This window comes from Embleya sp. NPDC001921 (assembly GCF_053594475.1).
This window is the reverse complement of record NZ_JBSFEO010000025.1, coordinates 133,076-147,293: the sequence shown is the minus strand read 5'-3', so window position 1 is coordinate 147,293 and position 14,218 is coordinate 133,076. Positions and strand designations below refer to the sequence as shown.

Annotated in this window: 8 protein-coding genes; all 8 read left to right on the top strand. The window is 71.7% G+C overall.

Annotation, left to right across the window (positions count from 1 at the left end; genetic code table 11):
• The first annotated feature begins 10 nt into the window (after positions 1-10).
• The 8 genes from ACWCPW_RS27545 to ACWCPW_RS27510 all read left to right on the top strand — a co-directional run bounded on the left by ACWCPW_RS27545 (position 11) and on the right by ACWCPW_RS27510 (position 14,201).
• Complete coding sequence (locus tag ACWCPW_RS27545; protein WP_449764280.1) at positions 11-730, top strand: thioesterase II family protein; 720 nt, start codon at positions 11-13, stop codon at positions 728-730.
• Positions 731-846: 116 nt separating this feature from the next.
• Positions 847-1,785, top strand: a complete 939-nt coding sequence (locus ACWCPW_RS27540; RefSeq protein ID WP_449764279.1) for an ATP-binding cassette domain-containing protein — start codon at positions 847-849, stop codon at positions 1,783-1,785.
• Positions 1,782-2,543 (top strand): ABC transporter permease, encoded by a 762-nt coding sequence (locus tag ACWCPW_RS27535; RefSeq protein ID WP_449764278.1) that lies wholly within the window; start codon positions 1,782-1,784, stop codon positions 2,541-2,543. The genes ACWCPW_RS27540 and ACWCPW_RS27535 overlap by 4 nt, the downstream gene beginning before the upstream one ends.
• A 426-nt stretch (positions 2,544-2,969) precedes the next feature.
• Complete coding sequence (locus tag ACWCPW_RS27530) at positions 2,970-3,281, top strand: phosphopantetheine-binding protein (RefSeq protein WP_449764277.1); 312 nt, start codon at positions 2,970-2,972, stop codon at positions 3,279-3,281.
• Entirely contained in the window at positions 3,278-4,525 is a 1,248-nt protein-coding gene (locus ACWCPW_RS27525; protein WP_449764276.1) for a cytochrome P450, read from the top strand. Before ACWCPW_RS27530 ends, ACWCPW_RS27525 begins: the two co-directional genes overlap by 4 nt.
• Positions 4,522-5,259 (top strand): thioesterase II family protein, encoded by a 738-nt coding sequence (locus ACWCPW_RS27520; protein ID WP_449764275.1) that lies wholly within the window; start codon positions 4,522-4,524, stop codon positions 5,257-5,259. Before ACWCPW_RS27525 ends, ACWCPW_RS27520 begins: the two co-directional genes overlap by 4 nt.
• A 52-nt stretch (positions 5,260-5,311) precedes the next feature.
• Positions 5,312-8,527, top strand: a complete 3,216-nt coding sequence (locus tag ACWCPW_RS27515; RefSeq protein WP_449764274.1) for a type I polyketide synthase — start codon at positions 5,312-5,314, stop codon at positions 8,525-8,527.
• 37 nt (positions 8,528-8,564) lie between these two features.
• The gene (locus ACWCPW_RS27510; RefSeq protein ID WP_449764294.1) at positions 8,565-14,201 is read left to right on the top strand and encodes an SDR family NAD(P)-dependent oxidoreductase; all 5,637 of its coding nucleotides are present in this window, start codon (positions 8,565-8,567) and stop codon (positions 14,199-14,201) included.
• Positions 14,202-14,218: the final 17 nt, after the last annotated feature.

Below are 14,218 nucleotides of genomic sequence, written 5' to 3'. Positions count from 1 at the left end.
AGGACCCGGCATGTCCGCGGAAGACCGGGACCGGACCGCGCTGTTGTGCGTGCCGTTCGCGGGAGCGGGGCCTTCGTTCTTCCACCCGTGGCGGGCGCTGTCCGCCGAGCGGTGGCGCGTGGTCTCGGTCGAGCTGCCCGGCAGGGAGCGGCGGATTCTGGAGACGCCGTACCGCAACGTCGTCGAGGCGGCCAAGAACTCGGTCGACGACATCGTCGCGGACCTCGGCGAAGGCACCCGGACCGTGCTGTTCGGGCACAGCCTGGGCGCGGTCCTCGCGTACGAGCTGGTGCCCTTGCTCGGCGCGCGCGGGGTGCGCGTGGAGCGGCTGGTCGTCAGCGGTTCGCCCGGGCCGTGGACGCAGCGGGAGAGGCGGGCGACCGGGCTTCCGGACGAGGAGTTCCTGGCCCGGGTCGAGGAGTTCGCCGGGTTCCGGCACGAGGCCCTGGATCACCCGGAGATGCGGGAACTGATCCTCCCGGTGTTGCAGGCCGACTGCGAAATGCACGAGAACTACGTCCCGAGCACCGACGATCCGGTGTCGGTGCCGATCTTCTCGATCAGGGGCGACTCGGACGGCCTGGTCACCGCGGAACAGGGTCGAGAGTGGCGGAACGCGACCACGGAAGCCTTCGGCTATGCGGAGTTCCCGGGCGATCACATGTACCTGGTCGATCGCGCGCGGGAGGTGCTGGACCTGATCGAGGCGGAATCCGCCCGCGGTCTATAGGGCGGTGTCGGGTGTTCGCCCGCGGGTTGTGCGGTGCTCCGATCTGCGGCGAGCTGCCGGCAGGCCGGGCAAGGGTGTGACGGGTCGGTGTCGGGATCGGTGGAGACGGTGGGCGCATGACGCGTACGGCTATCGCGGTTTCCGGGCTGCGCAAGGCATTCGGTGACAAGGTCGTGCTCGACGGCATCGACTTCGAGGTTGCCGAGGGATCGGTTTTCTCCATGCTCGGCCCGAACGGGGCGGGCAAGACGACGACGGTGAACATCCTGGCGACGTTGTCGAAAGCCGACGCCGGGACGGTGCGCGTCGCCGGGCACGACGTGGCGAGCGCGATCCGGAAGGTGCGCGCGGCCATCGGCGTCACCGGTCAGTTCGCCGCGGTGGACGAACTGCTGTCGGGCCGGGAGAACCTGCGGTTGATGGCGGACCTGAAGCGGGTGCCCTCCGGGGACCGGGTGGTCGCGCGGCTGCTGGAGCGGTTCGACCTGGCGGAGTCGGCCGACGAGCGGGCCTCCACCTACTCCGGCGGGATGTCCCGGAAGCTGGACCTGGCGATGACGCTGGTCGGCAGCCCGCGGATCATCTTCCTGGACGAGCCCACAACGGGGCTGGACCCGCGCAGCAGGCGCACGATGTGGGCGATCGTCCGCGAGTTGGTGGCCGCCGGCACCACCATCTTCCTCACCACCCAATACCTCGAGGAAGCCGACCAGCTCGCCGACCGGATCGCGGTGCTCGACCAGGGCCGGCTGGTCGCCGAAGGCACTCCCGAGGAGCTCAAGCGCCAGGTCCCCGGTACCCACGTCCGGCTCCGGTTCGCCGATCTCGGTGAACTCGACGCGGCGGCGCGGATCCTGGCCGGGGCCACCAGGGACGACCAGGAGCTGACCCTGCGGGTGCCCAGCGACGGTGCCTCGAAGTCGCTGCGGGCCCTGCTGGACCGGCTCGACGAACACACGATCAACGCCCTGGAGTTCTCCGTGCACACACCGGACCTCGACGACGTCTTTCTCGCCCTGACCGGGCGCACGAGCGCGGAGGCGATCGCCCAGTGAGCAGTGTCTCGACGGCGTGGGCCGACTCGGCGATCATGTTGCGCCGCAACCTGAAGCACTCCGTGCGCAACCCCCTCGTGGTGTTCAACGCGGTCCTGTTCCCGATCGTGATCATGGTCATGTTCGTCAAGGTGCTCGGTGGCGCGTTCAGCGTCGGCGAGGACTACATCGACTACGCGACGCCGGGGCTGCTCGTGATGGCCGTCAGCTACGGGTTGGGGTCCACCGCGACGGCCGTGAACGACGACATGACCAAGGGCATCATCAACCGGTTCAAGGCCATGGACGTCTCCCGGGGCGCCGTGCTGACGGGGCACGTCTTCGTCACCACGGTGCGCTGTCTGGTGGCCAACGTGGCCATCGTCGGGGTGGCCTTCGCGATGGGGTTCGACCCGGCCGCGAGCGCCCTCGACTGGCTCGGCGTGCTCGGTCTCGTCGTGCTGCTCACCGTCGCGGCGAGCTGGCTCACGGTCGCCGTGGGGTTGGCCGCGAAGACCGCGGAGTCGGCGGGCCTGGCCACCGTACCGTTGATCATGCTGCCGTTCCTGAGCAGCGCGTTCGTGCCCGCCGACTCGATGGGGGCGGGCGCGCGGCAGTTCGCGGAGTACCAGCCCTTCACCCCGATCATCGAGACGCTCCGGGGGCTGCTGAAGGGCGATCCGTCCGGCGGCGACGCGATCGCGGCCGTCGCCTGGTGCGTCGGGCTCGCCCTCCTCGGGTACGTGTGGGCGGTCTCCACGTTCAAGAAGCGTTCGTGACCTCGACCCGTCGAGACCGGCGCAATGCGGCGTCGAGAATTCCGGAATCGATTTCTCGGCGATAAAGGAATCACCCGCACCGCCGAAGTCAATGCTTTCCCGGGTATTACTGTCCTGTCGGCGGGACATCGACGCCCGGGAGGGTGTGGGTACCGTCGTCCCTTGCACCGGGTTTCCCCGGCCATTTATGTTGGCGTCGCGAGTTTGCCCCCGACGGCCGTTCACCGTCCCGCTCTTCGAGCGGTGGTTCGTTCACGGCTGCTTTTCACCCCGGGCTCCGCGGCATCGCGGCCGCGGGATGGGAATCACGGAATACTCGCTTTCGGCCATCCAAAGATTTGTCTCGCCGGTGGGACAGCGAAATGCGGCCGGCAATGGCGTGGGCGGGCACGCCCTCCCGTTCGGCGGAGGAAGGAGAGGCTGGCAATGGAATCGTGGCCGCGCGTTCACGAACAGGACGGGCAGGACGAGGAGTCGGAAGGACGAGCCGCGCCGTCGAGTGCGCCGACGGCACTCGTGCGGGAGATCTCGGCGCTGTGGGGGGAGTACCTCGACGGTCGCGAGGTCGACGCGCAGGACGACTTCTTCGCGATCGGCGGGAATTCGCTCATCGGGATCAAGATCATCGACCGGGTGTCCCAGGACTACGGCGTCGACCTGTCCGTGCGCGCCTTCTACCTGGCGCAGACCCCGGCCCGGGTCGCCGAACTGATCGAGCAGGGGAGGGTACGGACGTGAGGCTGACTCCGGGTGACGGGCGCGACATCGACCTCGACCGCGTCGACCTGTTCGACCTGGACCTGTACACCTCGGGCGATCCGCACCCGATCTGGGACGTGATGCGGGCGAAGGCACCCCTGCACCACCAAGTCCTGCCGGACGGACGCGAGTTCTGGTCGGTGACCCGCTATGAGGACGTCTGCCGCGTGCTCGGCGACCACCGGGAGTTCACCTCGGAGCGCGGCACGGTGGTGACCCATCTCGGGGAGGACGACGTCGCGGCGGGCAAGCTGATGACGTCCACCGACCCGCCGCGGCACACGCAGGTGCGCAGGGCGATCGGCGCCAAGCTCACCGCGCGGGCGGTGGCGTCCTGGCAGGACCGGATCCGGGAGTCGATCGTGCGCTTCCTGGAACCGGCGCTCGACGGCGACACCTTCGACCTGGCCGAGAAGGCGCACCGCCTCCCGATGATCGTCGCGGGCCCGCTGATGGGGATCCCGGAGCGGGACTGGGACGAGCTCGTACAACTGACCGCCATGGTCACGGCCCCCTCGGACCCGCACTTCAAGCACGGCAGCGAGGCCGCGACGCTGGCCATCTCGCACCACGAACTCGTCACCTACGTCACCCAATGGGTCAAACGGCGGCGGTCGGCCGGAGACGAGGACGGGAGCCTGCTCGACCACCTGATGAGCGTCCGGGCGGGAGACGCGCCGCTCACCGACGAGGAGATCGCCCTCGACGGCTACAGCCTGCTCCTGGGCGCCAACGTGACGACGCCGCACACCGTCTCGGGCACGGTGCTCGCGCTCGTCGAGCGGCCCGAGCAGTTCGCCAAGGTGCAGGCCGATCCGTCGCTGGTCCCGTCCCTGGTCGAGGAGGGGCTGCGCTGGACGTCGGCGGCGTGCAACTTCATGCGGTACGCGGTGGACGACGTCGAGATCGGCGGAGGCACGATCCCGGCCCGGGGCGCGGTCGTCGCGTGGATCGGGTCGGCCAACCGGGACGAGTCCCAGTTCACCGATCCGCACCGATTCGACGTCACGCGGCGGGAGAACCGCCACGTCGCGTTCGGGTTCGGGCCGCACTACTGCATCGGTGGACCGCTGGCCCGGCAGACCCTGCGCATCTTCTTCGAGGAGCTGCTCCAGCGATTCGAATCGATCGAACTCGACGGCGAACCGCAACACCTGCGGTCGTACTTCATCGCCGGGATGACCCACCTCCCCATCGTCGCCCAGAAACGAAAGACGCCATGACCTCCGGCTCCAGCCTCGCCGCGTCGCCGTGGTTCGTCCGGCCGCGGACCGGCGACCACCCCGCCCGGATCTTCTGCTTCCCCTACTCCGGGTCCGGCGCCTCCGCCTTCAGCGCCTGGCCGGCAGCCATCGACGACGTCGAGGTCTGCCCGGTGCAGTTCCCCGGCCGGGAGAACCGGTTGGCCGAACCGCACTACGGCACCTACGAGAACCTCGCCGCCGGCCTGGTCGAATCCCTGAAGCCGCGGCTCGACCGGCCGTTCGCGTTCTTCGGGCACTGCGCGGGCGCGCTGCCCGCGTTCGAGACCGTGGTCGGGCTGGCCGAAACGGGCCTGCCGGGACCGGAGTGCCTCTTCGTGTCGGGCCAGCCCGCACCGCACGACGCCGCGGCCGATCGCATGCTCACCATGACCGAGTCCGAGCTGCGCGCCGAGGTCGAGTCGTTCGTCCGCGGCCGGGGCATCGAGCCGCGGCCGGACATGATCGACATGGGCTTGGCCGTGCTGCTTCGCGACCACGCCGCCGCGCGCGCGTATCGGCGAGCGGAGCCGGTCACGGTGGCATGCCCCATCGTCGTACTGCACTGGCGGGACGACCCCGACGTGAGCCTCGACCGGCTGGAGGGGTGGCGGCGGTACTCGGATTCGGTCGACATCCGGGTCGTCGACGGCGGCCACCACGACTTCATGAACGCGCCGGACGAGCTGCTGAAGCTGTTGACCTCCTGGCGCTGAAGGCAGTGCGGCCCGCAGGAGCGGTGCGTCGAGGGAATCGGAAGGGATTCGTATGAGTGGCGCAGCCACCGATATCGCCGTCATCGGTATGTCGTGCCGCTTCCCCGGTGTGCACAACCCGGGGGAGTTCTGGCGCCTGTTGGTCGACGGCACGTCGACCGTCGGGACGTTTCCCGAGCAGCGGGCCGTCGACGCGAAGCACCCGTCCCACCCGGACGCCGCGACCTTGAACTCGGGTTCGTTCTTCGACTCCATCGACGGGTTCGACGCGGAGTTCTTCGGCACGGGCGCGGCCGAGGCGACCGCGATGGACCCCGTGCAGCGGCTGGGGCTGGAACTGGCCTGGGAGGCCGTCGAGGACGCCCGGGTTCCGGCGACCGCACTCGCGGGCCGCGAGGTGGATGTCGTGGTCGGCGCCGCGCCCTCCGGGTACGAGTTGCTGCGCAAGTCGGCCGGCAGCGACCGGGACGACCACTACGCCGCGCTCGGTTCGAGCGGTGCGTTGATCGCGAACCGGATCTCGAGCCTGTTCGACGTCCGCGGCATGAGTTTTTGCGCGGACTCCGGCCAGTCCTCCTCCCTCGTGTCGTTGGCGCTGGCGTGCGACCGGATCCGGAGCGGCGCGGTCGAGATGGCGATCGCGGGCGGCGTGCACCTGATCGCCGACCCGGAAGGGGGACTCGGCCTGGCCAATCTGGGCGCCCTGTCGCCCGAAGGCCGCTGCTTCACCTTCGACGAACGGGCCTGCGGGTTCGTCCGAGGCGAGGGCGGGGCGTTCGTCGTGCTGAAGCGGCTCGACCTCGCCGTCGCCGACGGCGACCGCATCCACGCGGTGGTGCGCGGCTGGAGCGTCGGCAGCGGCGGCGCGTCCTCGCGGATGCCCGATCCCAGCCCCGGCGCGCAGGCGGCAACCGTGCTCCGCGCCCTCGAACGCTCCGGTGTCGCGTTCGACACCGTCGACTACGTCGAGGCCCACGGCACCGGGACACGAGTCGGTGACCCGGCCGAGATATCCGGTCTGCGCGAGGTGTTCCGGGAAACCGGCCGCAGTCGCCCCCTGGTGATCGGCTCGGTGAAGACGAACGTCGGGCACCTGGAGCCGGCCGCGGGAATCGTCGGCTTCGTCAAGGCGGTGCTGTGCGTGGATCGTGCGCACCTGGTTCCGAACCTGAACTTCCGCTCCCCGAACCCCGCCATCGCGGACTTCCAGGAGGACTTCGAGGTCCTCCGCGCCCCGCGGCCCTGGCCGGGCACGCCGGATCGGCCGCGGCGGGCAGGGGTGTCGGCGTTCGGGATGGGTGGCACGAACGCGCACGTGATCCTGGAGCAGGCGCCCGAGGCGCGGACCGGCCCCCGTGTCGCGGATGCGGGCCCCGCCGCCGTGGACGCCTCCGGGGCACGGCCGTGGGTGCTGTCCGCGCGGTCGGCGCCGGGATTGCGCGAACAGGCGGAACGTCTACGGGAGTTCGTGGCTGCGGACGCGTCGCTGTCGGTGGCCGACGTGGGGTACTCGCTGGTGTCGACGCGGTCGTCGTTCGAGCACCGGGCGGTGGTGCTCGGCGGCGGGCGTGCCGAGGCGACGGCCGGTCTCGACCTGGTGGCGGCGGGCGGTGATTCGGCGCGGGTGGTGCGCGGGGTGGCCGCGGGGCCGGTGGGCCCGGTCGTCTTCGTGTTTCCCGGTCAGGGGTCCCAATGGGTGGGCATGGGACGGCAGTTGTACGCGGAGTCGCAGGTCTTCGCGGGCGGGATCGACGAGTGCGCGCGGGCGCTGGAGCCGTGGGTGGATTGGTCGCTGGTGGATGTGGTGACCGGTGCCAGGTCGGCTGCCTCGCTGGACCGGCTGGAGGTGGTTCAGCCGGTGCTGTTCGCGGTGATGGTGTCGTTGGCGCGGGTGTGGCGCTCGCTGGGGGTGGTCCCGGACGCGGTGATCGGTCACTCGCAGGGCGAGATCGCCGCGGCGTGCGTGGCGGGTGCGCTCTCGCTCGAGGACGCGGCGCGGGTGGTTGCCGTACGCAGCCGGGCATTGACCGAACTGGCCGGCTCGGGCGGGATGAGTGCGGTGGCCGCCTCCCCCGAATGGGTTCGGGACCGGTTGTCGCAGTGGTCCGGGCGGCTGTCCACGGCAGCGGTCAACGGGCCGACGTCGGTGGTGATCTCCGGGGACGACGAGGCGCTGGACCGGTTCGCGGCGATGGCGGCCGAGGACGGGGTCCGGGTGCGCCGGGTCAAGGTGGACTACGCGTCGCACTCCCACCACGTCGAACGCATCCGTGCGGGTCTGCTCGCGGCCACCTCGGGTCTTTCGCCGACGGGATCGGTGGTGGAGTTCCACTCCACGGTCACCGGGGGACGGCTGGACACGCACGCGCTCGACGGCGCGTACTGGTACGACAACCTGCGCTCGACGGTGCGCTTCGGCGAGGTCGTCGAGCACCTGATGCGGGACCGCGGTGGGGTGTTCGTGGAGGTCAGCCCGCATCCGGTGCTCGAAGTGGCGATGGCGGAGACCGCCGACGCGCTGGCCGCCTCGCCGGTGGTGGCGGGCACCCTGCACCGGGACGACGGGAGCGCCGGCAGGGTCCTGGCGTCGTTGGCCGAGTTGTACGTGCGCGGTGTGCCGGTGGACTGGGAGGCGGTGTTCGCCGCGGACCGGGCGCGCCGGATCGACCTGCCGACGTACGCGTTCCGGCGGCAGCGGTACTGGCTGACGGCACCCGAGGACGGCGGTGGCACGGACCCGGATTCCCCTGCGCGGGCGACCGCGCACCGGCCCGCCATCGGCGGAACCGGGGCGGCGGAACCGGCTTCGGAGGCATCGGTCCTGGCTCTGGTGTGCGCCGAAACAGCGGCCGCGCTGAGCGCGAAGGACCCGGAACTGGCGGGCGCCGATCTCGCGGCGAGGGCGACCGAGACCTTCAAGGATCTGGGTTTCGAATCGTCGATGGCGGTGCGGCTGCGCAACCGGCTCGCCGCGGCGGCCGGTGTACGGCTCTCGGCCACCGTCGCGTTCACCTACCCCACTCCTCAAGCGCTCGGTCGGCACATCTTCTCCCTCCTCCAGTCGAAGGCGCCCGACGCCACGGGTGCGGTGCGCGAAACGCGTTCGGAAGGCCCCGGCGAAGCGGAAAGCCGCCGCGACGCGGAAAGCCGCAGCGGTGCCGAGAGCCGCAGCGGTGCCGAGAGCCGAAGTGGTGCCGAGAGCCGAAGTGGTGCCGAGAGTCGCAGTGATGACGAATTGTACGAATTGATCGACCGCGGATACGTGTAGCACCACCCGTTCGTCTAAGTACTCGTTGGGGGAGTTCCTGGTGGAGGATGTCGACAAGCTCCGGTCCTACCTGCGACGCGCGGTCGGCGATGCGCAGGTTCTGCGCGAGCGGGTGCGCGAGTTGGAGGAGTCCGCTCGCGAGCCCGTCGCGGTCGTGGGTGTGGGGTGTCGCTTCCCGGGTGGGGTGAACTCCCCCGAAGGGCTGTGGGACGTGGTGTCCAACGGTGTGGACGCGGTGGGCGACTTCCCGTCGAATCGCGGGTGGGACCTGGAGGCGCTCTACGACCCGGATCCCGAGGCGCACGGGAAGACGTACACGCGCACGGGCGGATTCCTGCACGATCTCGCGGAGTTCGACGCGCCGTTCTTCGGCATCAGCCCGCGCGAGGCGCTGGCGATGGACCCCCAGCAGCGCCTGGTGCTGGAGACGTCGTGGGAGGCGCTGGAACGGGCCGGTATCGACCCGGCCGGGCTGCGCGGTTCGGCGACCGGGGTGTTCACCGGGATCTACGCGGTCGACTACGGCCCGCGCCTGGGCAGCGGGGCGGCCCGCGAGGTGGAGGGCTTCGCGATCGCGGGGACCTACACCAGCGTGGCCTCGGGCCGGGTGGCGTACGTGCTGGGCCTGGAGGGTCCCGCGGTGTCGGTGGACACCGCGTGCTCGTCGTCGCTGGTCGCCGTGCACCAGGCCGTGCGGTCCCTGCGTTCGGGGGAGTGCACGTTGGCGTTGGCCGGTGGAGTGTCGGTGTTGCCGACACCGGGGATGTTCGTGGAGGGCGCCCGGCAGCGAGGTCTGTCGGCCGACGGTCGCTGCAAGTCGTTCTCGGACGCGGCCGACGGAACCGGCTGGGGCGAGGGCGCGGGCGTGCTGGTCCTGGAGCGGTTGTCGGACGCGCGGCGCAACGGGCGGCGGATCCTGGCGGTGGTCCGGGGCTCGGCGATCAATCAGGACGGAGCCTCCAACGGGTTGACCGCGCCGAGCGAACTGGCGCAGCGACGGGTGATCCGGGCAGCCGTGGCCGATGCCGGGCTGTCGCTCGTCGACGTGGACGCGGTGGAGGCGCATGGCACGGGCACGAAGCTGGGTGACCCGATCGAGGCGGAGGCGTTGCTGGCCACCTACGGGCAGGGCCGGGACGCCGGCAGCCCGCTGTGGCTGGGCTCGCTGAAGTCGAACATCGGCCACACACAGGCCGCGGCGGGCGTCGGCGGCATGATCAAGATGATCATGGCGATGCGCCACGGCGTGCTGCCCAGGACGTTGCACGTGGCACGCCCGACCCCGCATGTCGACTGGTCGGCCGGGGCGGTGGAGCTGCTGACCGAGGCCCGGGAGTGGGCCGGCGCACCGGGGCGGCCGCGGCGCGCGGGTGTGTCGTCCTTCGGGGTCAGCGGCACGAACGCGCACGTCATCCTCGAGGAGGCCCCCGAGGCCCCCGCGGCCCCCGAGGCATCCAAGGCATCCGCGGCATCCGCGGCATCCGAGACGCCCGAGGTCCCGGGTCGTCCGGCCGTGGACGCCTCCGGCGGGCTCTCCGGCGCCGTGCCGTGGGTACTGTCGGCGCGTTCGCCGCAGGCGCTGCGGGAGCAGGCGCTGCGGCTGCGGGACAGCGTGGCCGCGGACCCGGACCTGCCCATCGCGGAGGTGGGGTCCGCGCTGGTGGCGACCCGATCCCTGTTCGAGCACCGTCAGGTGGTGATCGGAGCGGACCGGGACGAACTGCTCGCCGGCCTGACCGCCGTGGCCGAAGGGGCCAGGAATCCCACCGGTGTGGTCACCGGCGTCGCGAAGCCGGTGGGCAGGACGGTGTTCGTCTTCCCGGGCCAGGGGTCGCAGTGGCCGGCGATGGGGCGGGAGTTGTGGGAGTCGAGCCCGGTCTTCGCCGAGCAGATACGCGAGTGCGCGCAAGCGCTGGAGCCGTGGGTGTCCTGGTCGTTGATCGACACCGTGTGCGGGGGACCGGAGGCGGCGGACCTCGATCGCGCCGATGTCGTCCAGCCGGTGCTGTTCGCGGTGATGGTGTCGCTGGCGCGGGTGTGGCGTTCGCTGGGGGTGACACCGGACGCGGTGATCGGTCACTCCCAGGGCGAGATCGCCGCGGCCTGCGTCGCGGGCGCCCTGACCCTGCGGGACGCGGCCAAGATCGTGGCCGTGCGGTCCCGACTGCTGGCCACGGCCACCCAGGACGGCGGCATGGCCGGGATCGTGGCGCCCCGGGACCGGGTGCTGGAACTGCTGCGGCCGTGGCAGCCCCGGGTCGCGATCGCCGGGATCAACGGACCGTACTCGACGACCGTCTCGGGCGAGGCCTCGGCGGTCCGGGAACTGGTCGCGCTCTGCGAGTCCGAGGGCATTCGCGCGCGCTGGATCCCGGCGAGCGTTCCCGGACACTCGCCGCTGATGGACCGGTTCGCGGACCCGCTGCGGGACGGACTGGGCCGGATCCCGGCGGTGTCCTCGCCGGTGACGTTCTACTCGACGGTGACCGGCGGGCCGATCGACACCGCGGAGCTGGACGCGGCCTACTGGTTCCGCAACATGCGCGAACCGGTGCAATTCGAGGCCGCCATGAGGCGCCTCCTGGAAGCGGACTACGGCGCGTTCGTCGAGGTCAGCCCGCACCCGCTGCTCACCATCAACATCCAGGACATGCTCGACGGCACCCCCGGTGCCGGCCGCGTGGTGGTGGGCTCGCTGCGCCGCGGCGACGGTGGGCCGGCGCGGTTGTACCGGTCGGTGGCCGAGGCCTTCGTGGCGGGCGTCGCGGTGTCGTGGGAGGCGGCGCTCCCCAGGCCGGACGGCCGGTGGGTCGAGTTGCCCACGTACGCCTTCCAGCGGCAGCGCTACTGGCTGGACGCCCCCCACGAGACGAACGGCGAGAGCACGTCGGACCACCCGCTGCTCGACGCCGTGATCGATCTGCCCGAGGACGGGGAGCGGGGTGGAGTGGTGGGCGGCGGGCGCCTGTCGCTGCGCCGCCACCCGTGGCTCGCCGACCACGTGGTCCACGGGGCCGTGCTGGTGCCGGGAACGGTGGCGGCGGAGCTGGCGGTGTGGGCGGCGCGCAAGGTGGGCTGCGACGTCGTCGACGAACTCACGCTGGAGACACCGCTGGTGTTGTCCCGTACGGCCGATCGCGAGATCCGCGTCGTGGTCGACGGCAAGCGGGTGATCAGCGTGTACTCACGGGGTGAGGGCGAACCCGAGTGGACGCGCAACGCCGTCGGGGTCGTCGGGTCCGATACCGGAGGAATCCGGCGGGAGGACGACCTGGTCGCGTGGCCTCCGGCGGGCGCGGTCGGGGTGCCCTTCGAGGACGAGTACGCCAGGTTGTCCGCCCTCGGGTTCGACCACGGGCCGCTGTTCCGCGGGCTGAAGCAGGTGTGGCGCCGGGACGACGAGCTGTTCGCGGAGCTGGAGTCGCCCGCGCACGAGGGTGCGGATCCGGGCCGGTTCCGGATCCACCCGGCGCTGCTGCACGCCGCGTTGCTCCCGATCGGCATGGGGGACCTCGTCGAGGACTCCGGGTCCCGGGGCCGACTGCCGTACCGCTGGACGAGGATCCGCCTGAACTCCGCGGCGCCGACCGTGCTGCGCGTCCGGCTCGCGCTCACGGGCGAGAACGTGTGGTCCGTGGCCATCGCGGACCACACCGGAGCACCGGTCGGCGGCGTCGAGTCGCTGACCCTGCGGCCGGTGGACGTCGGGAAGCTGACCGCGTTGGGCTTCGACCACCAGGACTCGCTGTTCCGGGTGGACTGGGTGCCCTTCCCGGTCGCGTCCGGGGAGGCCGCGGGCGGGTCCGCGGTGCCGGGCGCGCCCGAGGGGGTGGCCGCGTCCCCGGGACAGGGCGGACCGGTCTTCGCCGACCTCGACGAACTCGCCGCCTCCGGCGGGGCGATACCCCCGGTCGTGATCGTCGGCATCGATCCGGCGGACGCGGGGGTCGGCGACCCGCCCGCCGCGGTCGAGCGCAACCTCCACCGGGTGCTGAGGTGGACGCGGGCCTGGCTGGCCGACGACCGGTTCCTCGACTCGCGCCTGGTCGTGGTGACGCGGGACGCGGTGCAGGACGAGCGAGTCCTTCGCCCCGACCCCGTGGCGGCCGCGATCTGGGGATTCGTGCGCACCGCGCAGACCGAGAACCCGGGCCGGTTCACGCTCGTGGACACGGACGAGGAGCCCGACTCGTGGGCGGCCATCCCGGCGGCCGCCGCCACCGGAGAGCCTCAGCTCAAGATCCGGGCCGGCGTCGCGAGCACCCCGCGACTGGCCCACGCTTCGGGCACGTCCGCCGCCGGCGGGATCCCCGGCGAGGCCGCGGGCGGTCTCGGGTCCGGGACGGTGCTGATCACCGGAGGCACCGGCGGCCTGGGGGCGATGCTGGCCCGGCACGTGGTGGCGCGGCACGGGGTGCGGCGGTTGGTGTTGACGAGCAGGCGAGGGCCGGCGGCTCCGGCGGCGGCGGGGCTGCGGGACGAGTTGAGCGCGGCGGGTGCGCACGTGGAGATCGTCGCCTGCGACGTCACGAGCCGTGCGTCCGTCGCCGAGCTGATCGCCGCGGTGCCGCACGAGCACCCGCTGACCGCGGTGATCCACTGCGCGGCCGTGCTGGACGACGGGGTCGTCGAGGCGCTGACCGAGGACCGGGTGGACGCGGTGCTGGCGCCGAAGGTGCGCGGCGCCTGGTACCTGCACGAACTGACCCGGCACCTGGACCTGTCCGCGTTCGTGCTGTTCTCCTCGATCGCGAGCGTGCTCGGGACCGCGGGGCAGGCCAACTACGCGGCGGCGAACGCCTTCCTCAACGGGTTGGCGGAAGCCCGTCGGGCCGAGGAACTGGCCGGCATCTCGTTGTGCTGGGGGTACTGGGCGGAACGCACCGAGGGCGGCGCCGACCTCGGTGCGGCGGACATCGTGCGCCTGCGGCGGCAGGGCGTGCAGCCGATGTCGTCGTATGAGGGGCTCGCGCTCTTCGACGCGGTCGTCTCGCGGAACGAGCCGGTGCTGGTGCCGGCGCGGTTGAACCTCCCGGCGCCGGGCGCGCCGCAGACCGGCCACGCGCGTTCGCCGCTGCTGCGCACGCTGATCGGCACGTCCGCCGGTTCCGGCGGCCCGGGGAGCGGGGAGGTCGCCGACGTCGGGATCGCGCGGCGGATCAGGTCGCTGCCGCGGGCCGACGCGGAGGCGGTGTTGCTCGACGCCGTTCGGGCGCAGACCGCGATCGTCCTCGGCCACGCCGACACCGGGCGGGTCGGCCCCGGCACGGCGTTCAAGGATCTCGGGATCGATTCGCTGATGGCACTGGAGCTGCGGAACAAGCTGTCGGCGGTGACCGGCCTGAAGCTGTCCGCCACGCTCGCGTTCGACTACCCGAACCCGAGCAGCCTCGCCCGGTTCCTGAACGCCGGCATCCATCCCGACCCCGCCGGCGACCGGCAACCTCCGGTCGATCGCCTGACCAAGGAGATCGAAGCACTGGGCGCCCGGCTCGAGGACGCCTTCCTCGGGCTCGCGGCCGAGGACAAGGCCACCATTTCCACCCTGCTCGGCGAACTGCAGGGCCGCGTCCGTTCGATGGCGGGCGACGGATCACCGGTCGGCGTCGCCGAGCGGATCGGTTCGGCATCAGTGGGCGAGCTTCTCTCGCTGCTGGACAAAGAGCTCGGCTAGGGGAGAGCGATGACGAA